Annotated in this window: 15 protein-coding genes; 11 read left to right on the plus strand and 4 right to left on the minus strand. The window is 39.9% G+C overall.

From position 1 onward, the window contains the following. Positions 1-43: 43 nt before the first annotated feature. Both DDZ16_RS11235 and DDZ16_RS11240 read right to left on the minus strand, forming a co-directional pair. Entirely contained in the window at positions 44-508 is a 465-nt protein-coding gene (locus tag DDZ16_RS11235) for a hypothetical protein (RefSeq protein WP_109264570.1), read from the minus strand. Positions 509-862: 354 nt separating this feature from the next. Beyond that, positions 863-1,954, minus strand: a complete 1,092-nt coding sequence (locus DDZ16_RS11240; protein WP_109264571.1) for a glycosyltransferase — start codon at positions 1,952-1,954, stop codon at positions 863-865. A gap of 144 nt (positions 1,955-2,098) precedes the next feature. On the opposite strand from DDZ16_RS11240, the gene DDZ16_RS11245 reads away from it, so the two are divergent. From DDZ16_RS11245 to DDZ16_RS11275, 7 genes are all read left to right on the plus strand, one after another. Beyond that, the gene (locus DDZ16_RS11245) at positions 2,099-3,235 is read left to right on the plus strand and encodes a DNA polymerase III subunit (protein WP_109264572.1); all 1,137 of its coding nucleotides are present in this window, start codon (positions 2,099-2,101) and stop codon (positions 3,233-3,235) included. Positions 3,236-3,407: 172 nt separating this feature from the next. After that, positions 3,408-4,601 carry a PSP1 domain-containing protein gene (locus DDZ16_RS11250; RefSeq protein WP_109264573.1) on the plus strand — a complete coding sequence of 398 codons (1,194 nt, stop codon included), beginning with the start codon at positions 3,408-3,410 and terminating at the stop codon, positions 4,599-4,601. Next, on the plus strand, positions 4,531-5,076 hold the full coding sequence (locus DDZ16_RS11255) for a gliding motility lipoprotein GldH (protein WP_232526616.1): 546 nt from the start codon (positions 4,531-4,533) through the stop codon (positions 5,074-5,076). The genes DDZ16_RS11250 and DDZ16_RS11255 overlap by 71 nt, the downstream gene beginning before the upstream one ends. A 143-nt stretch (positions 5,077-5,219) precedes the next feature. Beyond that, positions 5,220-5,978 (plus strand): tRNA (guanosine(46)-N7)-methyltransferase TrmB, encoded by a 759-nt coding sequence (gene trmB / locus DDZ16_RS11260; RefSeq protein WP_109264575.1) that lies wholly within the window; start codon positions 5,220-5,222, stop codon positions 5,976-5,978. 5 nt (positions 5,979-5,983) lie between these two features. Beyond that, positions 5,984-6,319 carry an MGMT family protein gene (locus DDZ16_RS11265; protein ID WP_109264576.1) on the plus strand — a complete coding sequence of 112 codons (336 nt, stop codon included), beginning with the start codon at positions 5,984-5,986 and terminating at the stop codon, positions 6,317-6,319. 96 nt (positions 6,320-6,415) lie between these two features. Continuing rightward, on the plus strand, positions 6,416-7,525 hold the full coding sequence (locus DDZ16_RS11270) for an Mrp/NBP35 family ATP-binding protein (protein WP_109264577.1): 1,110 nt from the start codon (positions 6,416-6,418) through the stop codon (positions 7,523-7,525). A gap of 5 nt (positions 7,526-7,530) precedes the next feature. Continuing rightward, positions 7,531-7,773 carry a NifU family protein gene (locus DDZ16_RS11275; protein WP_109264578.1) on the plus strand — a complete coding sequence of 81 codons (243 nt, stop codon included), beginning with the start codon at positions 7,531-7,533 and terminating at the stop codon, positions 7,771-7,773. Positions 7,774-7,776: 3 nt separating this feature from the next. On the opposite strand, the gene DDZ16_RS11280 is transcribed toward DDZ16_RS11275, so the two are convergent. Then, complete coding sequence (locus DDZ16_RS11280; RefSeq protein ID WP_109264579.1) at positions 7,777-9,114, minus strand: sigma-54-dependent transcriptional regulator; 1,338 nt, start codon at positions 9,112-9,114, stop codon at positions 7,777-7,779. Positions 9,115-9,453: 339 nt separating this feature from the next. Between DDZ16_RS11280 and porW the strand changes: the two genes are divergently transcribed. The 4 genes from porW to DDZ16_RS11300 all read left to right on the plus strand — a co-directional run bounded on the left by porW (position 9,454) and on the right by DDZ16_RS11300 (position 15,729). Beyond that, positions 9,454-12,282: a type IX secretion system periplasmic lipoprotein PorW/SprE gene (gene porW, locus DDZ16_RS11285; protein ID WP_109264580.1), complete on the plus strand. Its 2,829-nt coding sequence runs from the start codon at positions 9,454-9,456 to the stop codon at positions 12,280-12,282. Positions 12,283-12,293: 11 nt separating this feature from the next. Next, complete coding sequence (porX, locus tag DDZ16_RS11290) at positions 12,294-13,847, plus strand: T9SS response regulator signal transducer PorX (protein ID WP_109264581.1); 1,554 nt, start codon at positions 12,294-12,296, stop codon at positions 13,845-13,847. 168 nt (positions 13,848-14,015) lie between these two features. Then, positions 14,016-14,444 (plus strand): tRNA (adenosine(37)-N6)-threonylcarbamoyltransferase complex ATPase subunit type 1 TsaE, encoded by a 429-nt coding sequence (gene tsaE / locus DDZ16_RS11295; RefSeq protein WP_109264582.1) that lies wholly within the window; start codon positions 14,016-14,018, stop codon positions 14,442-14,444. Between the two features lie 55 nt (positions 14,445-14,499). Further along, positions 14,500-15,729: an alanine dehydrogenase gene (locus tag DDZ16_RS11300; RefSeq protein WP_109264583.1), complete on the plus strand. Its 1,230-nt coding sequence runs from the start codon at positions 14,500-14,502 to the stop codon at positions 15,727-15,729. Between the two features lie 487 nt (positions 15,730-16,216). Here the strand turns inward: DDZ16_RS11300 and DDZ16_RS11305 are convergent, their stop codons facing one another. Then, positions 16,217-17,680 carry a sensor histidine kinase gene (locus DDZ16_RS11305; protein ID WP_109264584.1) on the minus strand — a complete coding sequence of 488 codons (1,464 nt, stop codon included), beginning with the start codon at positions 17,678-17,680 and terminating at the stop codon, positions 16,217-16,219. Positions 17,681-17,808: the final 128 nt, after the last annotated feature.

Genomic DNA, 17,808 nt, shown 5'->3' on the forward strand with positions numbered 1-17,808 from the left:
TTTCGTTGATTAAAAACAGCCTAAGACAAAAATGCTTAGGTGCTTATATTATGTTTTTGCTTATTTCTGCTGCATGTTCGTATTTTATTTTGTTTACGTGTTTCCTGTTCTGACGGTAAATTACTCCTTCCTTTTGCTCAGATGGCTCCGGAAAGTTTAGAAAAGTTTCATAAAACTTAACCTGTTCAAAGTAATTTAGTTTTATCGTCGTGGGGCTGAACAAATATTTTCTAATCCAGAAATTGGTTCCGGAATTAATTTTTATCGTTTGTAAGCCTTTTATTTTAAAGAAATAATCTAATATTTCCTCATCGCTAAATCGATCGCTGGTAAATTTTCTGAAAGTCTTTAATACTTCAGATTTTTGCCAATACCCATCTGGAAAAAGGATTGATTCAAGTTTCTTACTTGCTTTTTTCCTTACCAGTTTCGGGAAAATTTTTTTTGCCGAAATGTAGGCTATTGGGAGTATTGCTCCCACAATAATGGCAACCGGTAAGAAATACATAGGCTATTCCTTTGTCTTGTTTTGAACTGGTACGTCAATCGTTCAGAAAGGTTTCTCATTTTTTAAGTATTACTTCAATTTGTCATCAAAGGTTTATTTTATGTGATGAATGATGATTTTTTTTAGACGAGAATGTCTTTAGCTGTTGTCGAATGGGAATTCCGCAGCTTTTGAATTGAACCTGGATTATTCATAAATTATCTATTACAATGTTCAATTACCTGCCAAATACTGGCGTCCTCAATAAAACTGACTTGAAAATAGTTCACTATTTCCTTCATCAATTTTCTTTGTGGGTGCCAGTATTTATTGGCACCTGAACATTTCATAACGAAAACTCATGCATAAACCAGGTTAAAAGAAATCTTTAAGTTTTTCACGAAATATCAAGGCTTCATGTCCGTTTTGGTCCGGAGGAGGGAAGCTTAAATCCATTGTGTCAAGTTGGGTTAGTGTGTTTTGATTTACAATGAGATGATTTCGATTCTTATGGAACCCGGCCAAATACTCCTGCTCGGTTTGCCCGGGAGTTGGAACTAACAGGCATTTTTTCCCAAGTGCGTACATATCCATGATGGTAGAATACCCTGATCTTACTATTATATTATTATGCCTTAGAATCTCTTTCCTCATGACAGAGGATGAGGAGTGCCCGTAAATGATAATTTTTTCAGCTGGTGACTCAGACCTTTGATTGGTCTTACCATTAAAGAGGGTTAATCCGTCTCCGCTACGCTTGAAGGCTGTTATCAGTATCTTTTCAAGAATTGATTTTTGAGGTTCGGGCCCTGAAATAATGGCAAGAACTGATTTTTCGGGAATTACGAATATGTTCTTTTCATCATTCTTTTCAAACCGCGACAAGGGGCCAATTAGCCTGGAGTTGTCGGGTAATGGGTACTTGTGAACCAGATCACCGGCCAGTGATTTGTCTTCAGTGAAATCCGGAATCCAGCATTCATCGAATCTATTAATGAGCAAAGTGATGAACCAATGCACAGGATACTCCAGCCATTTAAGGAGACCGGGCATTTTTATCATTAATTGGTGCGTAATAATAACTGAAAAAACATCTTTGTGCCTCGCCCCATATCTGTTATCAGAAACGATAATCTTTGGGTGGTATTTCTTTACCAGTTCCTGGATTATACTTTTTTCTCTGAATGGCCATTTTAGAAGTTCAGGAAGTGATAAAATGAATTTGAGAAAAGAAAACCCCTTTTTCCCATAAGTTATTCTAGGCCCCGGGAAAGAGGTCGTTGTTAATTCAGGCAATTCAGCCTTCACCCATTTTATGATATGAGGCGATGCAGCAACTATTACTTTATACCCCTTGTCATGAAATTCTTTTATTAAGGGAAAATCTCTGGCAATATGGCCCAGACCCCAATCCAGGGGGCAAAAAAGTATGGGGATTTTCTTTTTTTTAGTTTCCGGTTTGTTCATAACATATCAAAAATAGGACAATATTTTTGATTTTCAGAAGACCTTCTCTAAGGGAGGTAAGGTCATAATTTAGAAAACACAATCTCGATGTTTTTCTTATCTTTGACCATTAAGTGAGTACAATAATAAGTTGGATGCTGAATTATGATGTTTAAAGAGGTTGTTGGACAACAGGCTGTTAAGGAGCACCTGATATCAATGGTCAAAGAAGACCGCATCAGTCATGCTCAATTATTTACCGGTCCCGAAGGTGCCGGTTTGATGCCAATGGCACTGGCGTTTGCCCAATATGTAAACTGTCATAACCCCGGTCTCAAAGATTCATGCGGGGTATGCCCTGCATGTAAAAAAATGGGGAAATTAATCCACCCCGATTTTCACTTTATATTCCCTGTAATAAAGCGCAGCAACCCGAAGCCTGTAAGTGCCGATTATCTTGATGAATGGCGCAGTTTTGTGCTTAAAAGTCCCTATTTTACAGATCATGAGTGGTTTTCATTTCTAAATGCTGAGCGTGGACAGGGAATGATTTATACGCAGGAGGGCAATGAGATTATTAAAAAGCTTAGTCTTAAAACCTTTGAAGGTAAGTATAAGATAATGGTTGTTTGGCAGCCCGAAAAGATGCATAATTTTGCTGCCAATAAATTGCTTAAAATTCTGGAAGAGCCACCTGCAAGAACGCTGTTTATATTAGTGTCAGATTATCCCGCAGGAGTACTTCCCACCATTCTTTCGCGCACCCAGCAACTCAAAATTCCCAAGATTGACGACCATGCAATAGCAAAGGGGTTGATGGATGTTTTTGAAGTTGACGATGAGCAAGCTAAGTCGGTGGCCCGAATTTCAGGCGGCAATTTCATCAAAGCCCGCGACGTCATAAGCAACAGTGAAGAGAAGCAATTTTTTCATGACATGTTTGTCAATTCTATGCGTAATGCCTATTCAGGAAAGCTTGATGAAATAATAAAATGGGTAGATACGGCTTCCGGCATGCCTAAAGAGCGATTAAAGAATATGCTTCTTTACTGCATAGATATTTTACGTGAAAGCTACATAGCAAATTACAATATAGCGGAACTGGTTTATGCCACCCCCGCAGAAGATCAATTTATCAGCAAGTTCAAGACTTTTGTGAACGATCGCAATATCGAGACTATGGTCGAGGAGTATTCCCTGGCTCTTTCTCATATTGAACAGAACGGTAACATCAGACTTGTACTTTTTGATATGTCGATGAAGGTGAGTAGCCTGTTTAGGATTTCAAATCAACTCGCCTGATTCATTTTTCACGAAAACCGCCATTGATAGTGGTTTTCAGCAATATTATATACCCAGAGTGTAACTCAAATTATTGACTTCCCATGAGGAGTTGATGTTTTGTGGTGGCCTTTGTTTTTAATAAAAAAGTCATTGCAGATTGGGATTACCCTCTTATAAAAAATGGAATATTATGGATGCAGAAACTATTCCTCAGGACAATAGTAAATGCAGCACCTGTAGCAGCCGATGTGGGAAGCTTGAGGTTTTTGATTGGCTTTCAGATCTTCCCCAGCCTGGCGGAGTTACCGACGTGGTGGAGGTGCAGTTTAAAAATACCCGAAAAGGGTTTTATCGGAACAGTAATCAATTAAAGCTTAAACGTGGAGATGTTGTCGCCGTTGAGGCTTCTCCCGGACATGATATAGGAGAGGTTACGCTTACCGGAGAGTTGGTATTGCTTCAGATGAAGAAAAACAATCTGAACCCTTCCTCATATGAGTTTAAGCGTGTTTACAGGAAGGCCAAACCTGTAGATGTTGACAAGTGGGAGGAAGCTAAGGCCCTTGAACATGAGACCATGCTTGAGTCAAGACGGATTGCCGACAGACTTAACCTCAATATGAAAATTGGAGATGTTGAGTATCAGGGCGATCGAACAAAGGCAATCTTCTATTATATTGCTGATGAGCGGGTTGATTTCCGTGAGTTGATCAAGGTGTTAGCAGATCGTTTTAAAGTACGCATTGAAATGCGCCAGATAGGAGCCAGGCAGGAAGCCGGCCGAATTGGCGGGATTGGCCCTTGTGGACGTGAGTTGTGCTGCTCTACCTGGATTACAAACTTTGTTTCGGTGACCACCAACGCTGCTCGTTATCAGGAAATATCACTGAATCCTCAAAAGCTCGCCGGTCAGTGCGGAAAACTTAAATGTTGCCTTAATTATGAGTTGGATGCCTATATTGATGCACAAAAAGATTTTCCTTCTACCGACATTCCTCTTGAAGCTGATGAGGAAACATATTATCACTTTAAAACAGATATTTTTAAGCGTTTGATGTGGTTCTCTTCCGGGAGGGATAGTGCCGGAAATGTAGTGATGTTGACAGTTGATAAGGTTAAAGAAATTGTAGAGCTAAACAAGAGGGGTAAAAAAGTCGCTAAACTCACCAGTGAATTTTCGGCAAGTGTGGTGAAGGAGATTGATTATACCAACGTGGTAGGGGAAGACAGTATCACCCGGTTTGATGAGAAAAGTAAGAGGTCCAATAAACGTCGCAAAAACAAGCGTCGCAAAAACACAAACAAATCCAATAATGGCAGTAATACCGGACGAAACAGGAAAAATGATAAACCATCCAATTCCTCAGGCAATAAAAAACGTTAGCCCCCTTTCTTTGGTTTTGCTGTTAATCAGTCTTTTTTCCTGCAACCAGGGCGCTATTTATGAGGAAAAATACGAGTTTGCCGGAAATGGTTGGTATAAGGATTCGGTTGTGACTTTTAATCCGGTTCTGGAGGATACCTCGAAGGTGCTGAACCTTGGGTTTTCGATGGAACATTCTAATGATTATCCTTATAGTAATCTCTGGTTGTTTATTGAAGTGAAAAGTCCCGATGGTCATATGCAGACGGACACTATGGAGTATTTTTTAGCAGAACCGGATGGGCGATGGATTGGAAAAGGGAACGATGATTCCCGTCTTCTTTATTGGCTCTACAAAAGAGGTGTGAAACTTAGTACTCCGGGAACTTATTCGTTTTCCATCCGCCAGGGAATGCGAAGAGCTGATCTTTTTGGCATTCATTCTTTTTCTCTTTGGGTGGAGGAAGCTGAAATGAAGCAAGACAACAGTAATTAGATTGGCTTTGGATTATATTGAAATTATGTGGTTTGGTTGATGATTGAAAGCCAGCGATTGTGGGATGGTCTTTTTCTGTTGATCTAAAGGACGGTAAGCTGTTTCTTAAAATAAAGTGATTAATTGAAGAGAAGTTCAAAAAAGTGGGAAAAAACAAGTTGAAGAAGTTTGCGGAGATGGATGCTTATCCGCATGTTGTGCAGGCTCCGTTTAATGAGGTTTTTAATAAAAAGCACGAGCTGTATGGCAGATGGAAAACTGATTTTTTTAAGAATGAGAACTCCATCGTTTTAGAGCTGGGATGTGGAAAAGGTGAATACACTGTGGGATTGGCGCGCATGTTTCCCGGGAAAAATTTCATTGGGGTGGATATTAAGGGAAACCGGATGCACCGTGGTGCTACAGATGCTTTGAATGAGGGGCTGAACAATGTTGGCTTTTTGCGAACAAGGATTGAGGCCATTCAAGGTTTCTTTGGACCTTCTGAAGTGGATGAAATATGGCTGACATTCCCTGATCCACAGATAAAAAAATATCGAAAAAGGCTTACCTGTACACGTTTTCTGGAGGCATATAGTCAGTTTTTGAAGCCCGGAGGTATCATTCACCTTAAGACCGATAGTCTCTTTATGTATTCCTATACCCGTGAGCTCTTGAAAGCGAATAATATTGACCCACTTGTTGATGAAAATGATCTTTACAGTAACGGTTACCAAAATGAGATTTTAGCAATAAAAACTTATTACGAGAGCAAGTGGCTCAAACATGGAATACCAATTAAATACCTGAAATTTGAACTTAGGAATGGTGATAATTTGGTTGAGCCTGATGTGGAAATTGAGCCCGATGATTACAGGAGTGCGGGGAGAGGAGTAAAGCCCCGTAGAACCGCCAATAAATAAGGGCAATGAGCAATAATGAGGGATTCTTTAATAAAGTTTACGAAGTGGTGAAGCTGATTCCTTCGGGGAGGGTTACCACTTACGGGGCGATTGCTTCGGCAATTGGTTCGCCCGGAGCCGGAAGAATGGTCGGTTGGGCTATGAATAAAGCTTTTTCACAACCATGTTTTGTCCCGGCTCATCGTGTGTTGAACCGGAATGGTCAACTCACCGGAAAGCATGCTTTTCCTAATGCTGATACAATGCAGGAATTGTTGGAAAGTGAAGGAGTCGAAGTTGAAAATGATAAGGTTAAGAACTTTGAAAACATTTTCTGGAAGCCTGAAAGGGTGGTTGATTAGCCTTTTATTTATGGGGTTTTAAATAAACATTTGTTCGCTTTGGCGAATTTTTTTTACCTTTGTTGCTATATTTAAAAAGTTTAAATAAAGTTAGATATGAGTTTTTATCCGCAGCTGGTTACTGATGCCTTGAAGCATGTTATTCATCCTGGCAAAGAAAAGGATATTGTTTCTCTTGGTATGGTTGAAGATGATATCCGCATTGATGGAAAAAGAATTAGTTTTAGCTTGAAGTTCGAGCGGGCCAATGATCCCTTTGTGGCCGCCATTAAGAAAGCATCGGTACAGGCTATAAAGAAATATGTTGGAGATGACGCCCAGATTGAAGGGAATATTTTTGTGAAGGTAAAGCCTAAAGCACCTAAAGCTGAAGCAAAGATGTTGCCTGAAGTGAAAAACATTGTTGCTGTGGCATCAGGAAAAGGAGGGGTTGGAAAATCCACTGTTGCCAGTAATCTTGCGGTTGCTTTATCAAATATGGGATATAAAGTTGGGTTGTTGGATGCTGATGTCTATGGCCCCTCTATTCCTAAAATGTTTAAGACAGAGGATGCCCGTCCGGTACTTAAAAAAGTCGATGGTAAAGATAAAATTGTGCCTGTTGAAAAATATGGTGTTAAAAACCTGAGTATAGGTTACTTCGTTAATCCTGAGGATGCCCTTGTTTGGCGTGGTGCTATGGCAACCAATGCCTTAAAACAATTGATCAGTGATGGCGACTGGGGTGAGTTGGATTACTTATTACTGGATCTACCTCCCGGAACCAGCGACATACATTTGACAGCTGTACAAACCATCTCTCTTGCCGGAGCTGTGGTTGTTAGTACACCTCAGGATGTAGCTCTTGCCGATGCCAGAAAAGGAATCAGCATGTTTACAGGGGAAAAAATCAATGTGCCCGTTCTTGGACTTGTTGAAAATATGGCCTGGTTTACTCCTGCTGAACTTCCCGAAAACAAATACTATATTTTTGGTGAAGGTGGATGTAAAAAGCTTGCAGAAGAGTTAAAGGTTCGGTTGTTAGGTCAAATCCCTATAGTACAGAGTATTCGTGAGGGAGGAGATAATGGCGAGCCTTCTGCATTAAATCCCGACAGTATAACCGGGCAGGCTTTTGCCAAGCTCGGCCAGGCAGTGGTTGAGGCAGTGGACCAACGAAATGAAAACCTTCCTCCAACCAAAATTGTTGAAGTAATAAGAAAGTAAACTTTATGGAAATGGACAAAGAACAACTCACCCGGCGTGTTAAGGAAGCTCTGGATACTGTGCGTCCGTATCTTCAATCGGATGGCGGGGATCTTTCCTTTGTTGAGCTTACCGATGATTTGAGGGTGAAGGTAAAACTTGATGGCGCTTGTAATGGATGCCCAATGAGTGTTCAAACGCTGAAAGGCGGAGTGGAAATGGTAGTTAAGCAAAAAGTGCCCGAAATTCTTGAGGTTGTGGCTGTTTAAGTGTTAGTCCTCTTTCTGCTTTTTTAGTAAGTTGTAGATGGTCGACTTCCCAATGTTGAGTTTGTCGGCCACCTCCATTACATTATTGTATTTCTTCAGGAAGTATAAAATGATTCGTTCGTTATATTCCTTGAGAGTTAATTCTTCATGAAGAATCTCCGGGGTTGGTTCCGAATGGTTGAAAACAATATGTCTTTCATCCAAAACAGATGAATTTGAAAGCACGGCAGCCAGCTCGATTATGGCTTTTAATTCCCGAATGTTTCCCGGATACTCATGAGATAATAATTTTTTCTTTGCCCCTGATGATAAGTTTATTGGGGGTAAGTTGTTTTCTTTACAAAAAGAACTGAGAAAAGAAGATCCCAGAGTGATAATATCCTTTCCTCTTTCACGAAGTGGAGGAATTGATATTGGAAGGCCCACCAACAGATAGTAAAGATCTTCTCTGAATTTTTTCTCCCTTACTGCCTGAAGTAAATCAAAAGAGGTGGCTGTTATGATTCGACAGTTTACCGGTATCTCTTCACTGCCACCTATTCTTTTCATTTTCTTCGTTTGAAGAACATTTAAAAGTGCTAGCTGAATGTCTGTATCGAAATCGGTTACTTCATCGATAAAAAGCGTTCCTTCGCCAGCTTCTTCAATCTTTCCTTTGGTTGTCATCAGTGAATCCGAAAAGGCCCCTTTTTCTTCTCCAAAGAGAGAAGACTCAAGTTTATTCCCCATCAATGTGCTGCCACTCAATGTCACAAAAGGATGATTTTTCCTTGGAGAATTGTAATGAATGGTTTTGGCTGTGAGTTCTTTACCGGTTCCGGTTTCCCCATGAAGAGAAACATTTATGTTGGGAACTTTAATGGCCTTCTCGATAAGGGTAAATATGTTTTTTATTGCCGGGCTATCCCCCTGTATGGTTTGTCTGAATTGGTATTTGTCAGATACTTCTGTTTTTAATTGTGCAAGTTCCTGCTTTAAAAGGTGGTTTTGTTCTATCTTCCTAAGTGTGTGTAGTAGCCTCTCCCTAATGTTTTCATCTTTGGTGATATAATCGTAAGCCCCTTCCTTCAGAAGTTTTACTGCAACAGGAATATTGTCCTGGCCCGAGATGATAATGATCTCTATTTCAGGGTTGTACTTTCTGATTTGATTCATTAGTTTGGTTCCTGAAATATCAGGTAATCCCAAATCCAATGTCACAACATTTAAAGAGGGGGAAAGTTGCTTAAGGAAACTCTTTCCATCGAAGTGGACGATTGTCTCATATGAGTTGTTGCCTTTTACTACTCTTTCAATTATTTTATTGAACACCGGATCGTCTTCTATTATATCAACTCTCATATAAGGTTTATTATTTAATTGCGATACTCCGTTATCCCGATGGTTCGGGATTGTAAAAGGCTATAAATCAATTTTTTGGAACAACATCCATGATTGCTTTAAGACTTTGATTATTAGTACTATGTGGTTCGTCTTAAATCTAATATCTATCCCGAAGCATCGGGACTAACGATCTATTGTAATTGTGCATAGGGGAAATTATGCCGAAATCTTCGAAAAAACTTCCTTGCAGATGATTATCTTTGTTGATGACAGGATAAAAATATTTTTTCCTGAGTAATTTAGGAAATATTTTTGCCGCAAGGCAGTTTATAATGTATTATCAGTTCAGTTTTGTACATGAAGAATTTTCACCTCTTTTATATATTGGGTTTTTTCCTTTTTCTGGGATGTTCCACTCAAAAAAATACCTGGTTGTCTCGAGGATATCATAACCTTACTGCCAGATACAATGTCCTGTTTAACGGGCAGCAAAGTTTTGATCAGGGACAGGAGGATATGCGCGAATCCCTGGAAGACGATTTTACAAAAGTTCTTCCCATGTTTGCTTATGCCAAATCTGCACATGGGCAGGTACCCGGATCAAAGATGAACCGGGCTGTTCGCAAGGGGCATAAGCTTATTGATAAACATTCTATTACCGTGAAACCTGACCGTCTGCCCAGAGGAGCTTCGCAGGAGTATCGGGAATTCTATAATCAACGGGAGTTTAACCGTTGGGTAGACGAATCCTGGATGCTTATAGGGAAAGCTCATATTTATTCTCATAACTGGCATGAAGGGCTAAGTGCTTTTGATATGGTTTTGCAAACATTTCCTGACAAAAAGGTTCGTTTCAAGGCCATTTTGTGGATGGCCAGAGCATATATTGAAACAGGAAATATGGAGAGTGCACGCCTTAGCCTTGAACGATATTCCTCCGAAGTCAAGGATGAAGAGAAGTATTATGTTGAGGCTATGTCAACATATGCCTGGTACTGGATTGTTAAAGGCGATTTTGAAAAAGCATTGGAATATTGCCGGATGGCTGCAAAATCGACCACCGACAGATGGCAGAAAATCAGATGGAATTTTGTTTTGGGGCAGGTAGCTGAAAAAAATAAAGAATATACATTGGCCCGGGAGGCTTATGAAACTGTTGAAAAAATGAATCCCGATTATGAGTTTGCCATCCATGCCAGAGTCAAAGTAGCTTTGCTTGAGGGTGGCCCGGATAATCCGGAGCAATCCAGAAAAGCTTTGGAAAAATATGCCGGAGAATATAAAAACCTGGATTATCGGGGTCAAATATATTATGCGATCGCGCAAACATGGTTTTGGGAAGGTGATACCCTGAATGCTTTAACAAATTTGCAATTGGCTGCCGGATATGGAGGCGGAAACAAAAGTCTGAGCGGAAGTATCTATAAACGCATGGCTGATGTCTATTTCCAATCGGGAGATTATGTTGCTGCTAATGCTTATTATGACAGTACCCTCACTGCATTACCGGAAGGTTATCCCGGTTTATATGAAATATCAAAAAGAAAAGATAAGCTGGAACCGTTGGCCATCAATCTGAATGCAATTCAGTACGAAGACAGTGTACAACGTATTGCTGCAATGCCACAGGCCGAAAGAGATGAGTTTCTTGATAATCTCCTGGTACAACTGGAGCAGGAAGAAGAACAGAAACAATTTCAGGATCAAACAGACGATGCGTTCTTTTATCGCAATTTTGCCAACCGGGGAAATCGTAATACTGATGAATCCGGAAAGTGGTACTTCTATAACCAGACTATGGTTAGCCTGGGGGAAATGGAATTTGAAAAGCGCTGGGGACGCCGTGAATTGGAAGATAACTGGAGACGAACCAACAAAGAAGCTCAGGTTGCAATGGATCAAGGGAATGATGGCATGATGCCGTCTGATCCGTTTGGTCAGAACCCCCCCGGACCGGGGCAGGAACCACAAGAGAAAATTCAACAGGGGCAGGCTGGTGATGATATGCCTGATAAGGAGTCTCTTGAAGCAGGTTTGCCTTTGACTTCTCCGGAATTACAAGCTTCTCATCTTAAAATTCAGTCCTCTCTTTTTAGTGCCGGGCATGTTCTGGCACACAATTTCGATAAGCAGGAGGAAGCCATTGAAATGTTTGAAAGACTTTTGAGTGAATATCCACAGACAAAGTTTCGTGAACAAACTCTGATGGGAATCTATATGGCTTGTCGTGAAATATCTGACAACAGATGTACACAGCATTATGGGCAGGTGATTACAGACGATTATCCTGATAGTCGTTTCGCTGCATTTATTCAAGACCCTCAATATTTTGAAAAGCAGGAAGTCCGGGAAGAAAAATTAAATGATTTATACGAAGATGCTTTTAATGATTTTCAAAAGGGTTCATGGAGCAAGGTAATTAACAAAACTGAGCAAATAATTGGTGAAGCTTATGATTCGCTTATGCCACAATCCTTTTTATTGAGCGCAGCAGCTTATAGTCAAACAGATGCCGATAGCAGATTTAAGAACCAGTTGACAGTAATCGTCAATGATTATCCCAATTCATCTCAGGCCACTGTTGCTCAAAACTGGCTCAATTTACTTGAGCAGGGACGTAAACCTCAAAAAATTACAATGGCGCTTTCGGATGAAGTGTCCGGCCGGTTGGATGCAGGTTCATCTTCAGAGATCGAACAGGAATCAGTTGCTTCCGATAAATTTGTATATGAACCTGATTCACTCCATTATTTATATGTAGTGATGAATCCAAAAGCTGATATCAATCAATTACTTTTTAATCTGGCCAATTTTAATTTTGATCGGTTTGTAACGGGAGAACTCGAGTTGTCAACATTTAATATCGGGAATTTAAAAGTACTGGAAACCGGCCCTTTTAGAAATAGAACTACAGGTCTGGATTATTTCTTTGCTTTAATCGATAATCCTTCTGTATTTAAAGTTGATGAGTCGGGAGAACCCCAGGTACTGTTAATAAGCCGGGGTAACAAAAAGCAAATAAAAAGTGCAGAAGACGTGGAAGGTTATAGAACTTTCTTTTTGGAAAACTACCTGCCAGGAAGTGCGCTATCAGCAATAATAATCAACGAAAGTGAAATCCCGGATGTTTCATATGTGGAGCAGAAAATGGAACAGGAAACTGAAGAAGATAACGTTGAAGAATAAGATGTGAAGATATGGATGAAATAAAGAAAATAAGGATATTATGGGTGGACGATGAAATTGAACATTTGCGTTCACATATTATTTTTCTTCAGGAAAAAGGTTTCGAAATGGCTACTGCAACCAATGGGAATGATGCACTGGATTTGCTCGCGAAACAAAATGTGGATTTGGTTTTCCTTGATGAAAATATGCCCGGATTGAGTGGACTTGAAACGCTCTCCCGAATGAAGGAACTTAAACCCACCATGCCGGTGGTTATGATTACCAAAAGTGAAGAAGAAGACATCATGGATCAGGCAATTGGCAGTAAAATTTCTGATTATCTGATAAAACCCGTGAAGCCGAATCAAATACTTTCTTCCATTAAGAGGCATATCGATCGTGAAAGATTGGTGACTCAAAAAGCAACCAGTGATTATCAGGCCGAGTTTTCTGACCTGGGATTAAAAATGAATGACAATCTCAGCATGGATGAATGGGCTGGTATTTACCGTAAACTGGTGTATTGGGAGTTGGAGTTGCAGAGTACCGACAGCCCTATGGATGAGGTGTTGAAAATGCAGAAAAATGAGGCCAACCAGTTGTTCTCAAGAACAGTCAGGAATAACTACCTTAACTGGCTGGCTGACGAAGAAGGGCCTTTAATGTCTCACCGGGTGTTTAAGCAGAGAATACTTCCCATGCTTGACCAGGGACAGAAAGTAGTTCTCGTTGTGATTGATAACTTCAGACTTGATCAGTGGGAAACCATTCGTTCAGATATCCGGTCTTTATACGATGTGGCTGCCGATGGGGTGTATTCAAGTATTCTGCCAACAGCTACACAATATGCCCGGAATGCCCTTTTTTCAGGCCTTCTTCCCAATCAAATTCAAGAGTTTTATCCACATCTTTGGGTGGATGACGATGAGGAAGGCGGACGAAACCAGTATGAGGAGGAATTAATAAAAGCATTTTTTCAAAGAATGCGCCGGTCTTTTTCCTTTTCTTATCACAAAATCAGTGACAATGAAACCGGCAAAAGGCTGGCTGATAATTATTCCCGGCTTTTGTCGAATGACTTTTCGGTGTTGGTGTATAATTTTGTGGATATGCTCTCTCATGCCCGCACCGAAATGAAGATGATAAAAGAATTGGCTTCGGATGAATCAGCTTACCGGTCACTGACCAGATCATGGTTTGTTCATTCTCCATTGTTTGAGTTGTTGAAAAAACTATCCTCTGAGAAAGTTAAAGTTATTCTTACCTCCGATCACGGGTCCATTCGGGTTCAGCATCCGGTAAAAGTTGTTGGAGATCGGAATACCAATACCAATCTAAGGTTTAAACAAGGAAAAAATCTTGCCTATAAGGCTAAGGAGGTTTTCGAAGTTAAAAAACCGGAAGAGGCATTTTTACCTCGTCTAAATGTTTCAACTTCCTATATATTTGCAAAAGGAGATGACTTTTTTGCCTATCCCAATAATTACAACTATTACGTTAATTACTATAAGGATACCTTTCAGCATGGTGGAATTTCCCTCGAGGAAATGTTGATTCCTTTTGTGGAATTAATTCCCGTTTAATAAAGGGAGCTTTAAAATAATAATTGTTTTAAAAGCCTTTTGCTTTTTTAGATTTTACTCTTTCGGGTGTTATTTGGTTTAAGAGAAGTAGTCTTGAATTGATGCAATATTATGCGATTGTCGTGGAAGTGGCTTATTAATAAAGAGTTAATTGATCTGTTTTGAAATATGGAGCATAGTTTTATTATTCATTCAGAAAAAGATGTTGAGAGGGTTGCTTCTGAGGCAGTTCCCTTTTTAAAAGAACATAAAGTTGTGGCTTTTTATGGAGATATGGGCGTTGGAAAAACCACTTTTATTAAAGGTGTTTGTAAAGTTTTGGGCGTTGAGGACCCCGTAACCAGTCCCAGTTTTGCCATTGTGAATGAATATGAGGGGAACGACAACCAGGTGATTTTCCATTTTGATTTTTATCGATTGAAAGATGTGAGTGAGGTTTTTGATATGGGGTATGAAGATTACTTTTTTAGTGATCATATTTGTTTGATAGAATGGCCTGAAAAGATTGCCTCAGTTCTTCCGGATGATAGGTTGGATGCGTATCTTTCTGAGAATGAAGATGGATCGAGGAATTTGAAAATAAAGAGTGCCGTCTAAAACTTACTATTCCCAATTATTTTTTTGTAACTTGAGCTCAAATATTAAAAAAACTATGGGAGATATCGGGAAAAGTGCATCATACTATTTTGCTATGAACCAGGCCGGGCTAATGCCAAAAGAAGAGTTAATGGAGGTGGGGCACAAACAGAAATCTATGTCTTTCGGTATTCCCATGGAGTGGGAGATGGGCGAAAACAGAGTGCCATTGACCCCACAGGGCGTTGAACTTCTTACTGCCAACGGACACGAAATTGTCATTGAGAGTGGAGCCGGCAATGCTGCCAACTATTTTGACCACGATTTTTCTGAAGCCGGTGCCCGTATTGTTAATGATCATGAGGAGCCCTTTAAATGCGATGTTGTTTTAAAAGTTGCTCCTCCCAATAATGAAGAAAGGCAACTTCTCTCTCCCGGTCAGTTACTGATTTCCCTTCTTTCTATGGTAAAACAGGATCGTGAAGCCATTCAGGATTTAATGCATAAAAAAGTAAATGCCCTGGCTTACGAGTTTCTGAAAGATGACGCCGGATGTTATCCTGTTGTAAGGAGTATGAGTGAGATAGAAGGATACGCAGCCATAATGATTGCTTCCGAGTACCTGAGCAAGGGGAAAAATGGCAAGGGAGTTTTACTGGGAGGTATTACAGGAATTTCCCCGGCCGAAGTAGTGATAATTGGAGCCGGAACTGCGGGGGAATTCGCCGTAAGAGCTGCATTAGGTTTGGGGTGCCAGGTTAAAGTATTTGATAATTCATTTCGAAATCTCCGCGAGTTGGAGCGAAATGTAGGACAAAGACTGTTTACATCTGTTTTGCACCCTCAGGTTTTGAGCAAAGCTCTCAGGTCTGCAGACGCCGTGATCGGCAGCCTTCGGTATTTTGATCCTCAGAGTGGATTTCTTATTTCTGAAGAACAGATTGCCGGAATGAAGCCCGGTTCCATCATTGTTGATTTGAGTATGGGGAATGGGGGCTGCTTGGATACTGCTGTTCCCAACTCTGAAAAGAATGAGCCTGTAACCACGCATCATGGCGTTATTCATTATCGTGTGCACAATATTGCATCCAGAGTTTCCAGGACTTCCTCTATTGCGTTAAGTAATATATTTGCACCGGTTTTGTTGAGGCTTGCAATTGCCGGTGGTGTTAGCCAGTTAATCAAGCAAGATGTAGGTGTCAGCAACGGTCTTTACTTGTATAAGGGCATTTTGACCAATCATAATGTAGGTGAAAGGTTTAATATTCCTTCAAAAGACATTGGCTTGCTAATGGCGGCATTTTAGAAAATAGATGGGGAGCGCTGAAAAACTCATATTTTATTAACTATTAAATAATTAAATCTCAAAAACAAGCCTTTAAGTGCAAGGCTGTTTCACATCACACTCGGATTTCTTTGCACTTGATTTTATAAAAATAACTAATCAAAAGAACAAGATTTACTTTACCACCCGAATCTCAAAGCATTTCAATACTCCTTTGATTGGGCGGCTTGTTTCTTTTGCCCTTTTGACTTTTTTTCAGAAGCCCCTTCTTTGCTGTTATTTTCAAGTAGTCTTCTTTTTGTCAATACTCCGTTAAACTTTTACAATAGATTCGTAATCAATTGATTACAAGAGCACTCTCTTTTTTTGTTAATGTGCGGAATTTCAGCATGATACGAATCATCTTACATCTAATATCTAAAAATCTAACGATCTATTGTTTTGTAGGACACAGTTAAAATTCCTCTGAAACTTAGGAAAGGCGTTGAAAGAGAATTTGTCAGGAGTTTTATTCGGAAATATTTGAAGGGGTAAAAAGGGTTTGTTTAAACATCTCTCTTCCATTTTGTTCCGGTTTTGGGGCTGACAAAGTTTTTTCCCTGGGATTTAATGGCAAAGTAAACTTGAAACTTGCACCTCGTTCAGGTTTTTCATTATTGCTGCACCAGATATGTCCATTCATAGCATTTACATATCTTTTGGCAATGGCCAGACCTAATCCTGTTCCCCCAAATTGGCGACTTAATCGCAGGTCTCCCTGTCTGAACAAATCGAAGATCTCTTTTTCTTTTCCTTCAGGAATTCCAATCCCGCTATCTTCAACAAAAAACAGGATCTGCTTGTCGCGAATTTCATACCCGAAGTTCACAAAACCGGAAGCGGTGAATTTCACTGCATTGTCAATTAAATGATTGAGGATCTTGTAAGTGGCTTCTTTGTCAAGAGTGACAATGTCTTTGCCATCTTTGGTGGGGAGAGTGAGATTAATAATTAAGGGCTTTCCGTTAATGTCAACTTCTGACTGGAAATTGTTCAGCAATTGTTGCATCATCTGATTGAGCGAGAAAGCCTGTTGTTCTTTTCCAATGTTTTTTGCCTGGAACCGCGAGATATCAATCAACGAATCCATTATGTGAAGAAGTCGGGTTCCGTTTTGCTGAATAATGTCAATATAGTTCCGGCGTTGATCATTGGGCATGTTGTCTGCGCTCAACAGCTCTGTAAATCCCATAATTACATTCATCGGAGTCCTGATTTCATGGCTTAAATTGGCCAGGAATGCAGATTTCAGGCGACTACTTTCATCCACAATTTGCTTTGCTTTTGAGATATTTTTATTGAGGTTGTCCAGAAGTTGGTTTTTTAATTTTAATTCCTCCTCCTTTTTTAGCAGCTCCCGGTTCTTCTTCTCAAGTTTTTCCTGATTGATGATATGTTGCAATTCGGAGTTTATATTGAAGGAAAAAAAATTAAGAGCATTAATCAAGGGCTTCTGCTGATGTTTTTCTTTTGTAAAACCAAAAGCTGCTCCAATGGGCTTGTTTTCATTGTCCCTAAGTAAAATTGCAGAAACCGATTTTGCTTTTTGCTTTTTTCTGTTAATCTGAAGAAGAATATCTTCCGGTTGGTTACTAAACGCACTTCCTTCACTTAAAAGAACAGGCAGCAGATCCGACATGAACTCGTCGGGTTTAGTTGTCAAGATATTGGTATTATCAGCAATCGCTGCAATTTTAAATCGATTTTGTGCAGTAATTCTTGCGATAATTATGTATTCGGATTGGCTGATCTTTGAAATCTTATAAGCAAGGGTTTCAGCTGGAGAAACACCTTTTGAAGGGGATGACGTGGCATTTAAAGAGTCGATTAACCTGGCCGCTCCTTCGCTGGAGAAGAAGGTTGAAGGAATACCCGAGTCCTTTTCAGACCTTTTTTTAGTTAATAAAGTTACAATCCTATTTATGAAGTCCATACCCTTAAAACGTGCTATATTGTTTTTCAAAGGAAAAACTAATGACTAATTATTGCAAATACTTTTGACGAAATGACAATTAATAGTGACTATTATTGTTTGTTTGTCTTTTAGGTTGGATGTAAGTG

The sequence above is a fragment of the Marinilabilia rubra genome, from assembly GCF_003121985.1.
GTDB lineage: Bacteria > Bacteroidota > Bacteroidia > Bacteroidales > Marinilabiliaceae > Marinilabilia > Marinilabilia rubra.

Excerpts from the sequence above, each read along its gene's own strand:
- DDZ16_RS11235 (WP_109264570.1), bottom strand. The coding sequence starts at position 508 with ATGTATTTCTTACCGGTTGCCATTATTGTGGGAGCAATACTCCCAATA.
- DDZ16_RS11240 (WP_109264571.1), bottom strand. The coding sequence starts at position 1,954 with ATGAACAAACCGGAAACTAAAAAAAAGAAAATCCCCATACTTTTTTGC.
- DDZ16_RS11245 (WP_109264572.1), top strand. The coding sequence starts at position 2,099 with ATGATGTTTAAAGAGGTTGTTGGACAACAGGCTGTTAAGGAGCACCTG.
- DDZ16_RS11250 (WP_109264573.1), top strand. The coding sequence starts at position 3,408 with ATGGATGCAGAAACTATTCCTCAGGACAATAGTAAATGCAGCACCTGT.
- DDZ16_RS11255 (WP_232526616.1), top strand. The coding sequence starts at position 4,531 with ATGGCAGTAATACCGGACGAAACAGGAAAAATGATAAACCATCCAATT.
- DDZ16_RS11265 (WP_109264576.1), top strand. The coding sequence starts at position 5,984 with ATGAGCAATAATGAGGGATTCTTTAATAAAGTTTACGAAGTGGTGAAG.
- DDZ16_RS11270 (WP_109264577.1), top strand. The coding sequence starts at position 6,416 with ATGAGTTTTTATCCGCAGCTGGTTACTGATGCCTTGAAGCATGTTATT.
- DDZ16_RS11275 (WP_109264578.1), top strand. The coding sequence starts at position 7,531 with ATGGAAATGGACAAAGAACAACTCACCCGGCGTGTTAAGGAAGCTCTG.
- DDZ16_RS11280 (WP_109264579.1), bottom strand. The coding sequence starts at position 9,114 with ATGAGAGTTGATATAATAGAAGACGATCCGGTGTTCAATAAAATAATT.
- porW (WP_109264580.1), top strand. The coding sequence starts at position 9,454 with ATGAAGAATTTTCACCTCTTTTATATATTGGGTTTTTTCCTTTTTCTG.
- porX (WP_109264581.1), top strand. The coding sequence starts at position 12,294 with ATGGATGAAATAAAGAAAATAAGGATATTATGGGTGGACGATGAAATT.
- tsaE (WP_109264582.1), top strand. The coding sequence starts at position 14,016 with ATGGAGCATAGTTTTATTATTCATTCAGAAAAAGATGTTGAGAGGGTT.
- DDZ16_RS11300 (WP_109264583.1), top strand. The coding sequence starts at position 14,500 with ATGGGAGATATCGGGAAAAGTGCATCATACTATTTTGCTATGAACCAG.
- DDZ16_RS11305 (WP_109264584.1), bottom strand. The coding sequence starts at position 17,680 with ATGGACTTCATAAATAGGATTGTAACTTTATTAACTAAAAAAAGGTCT.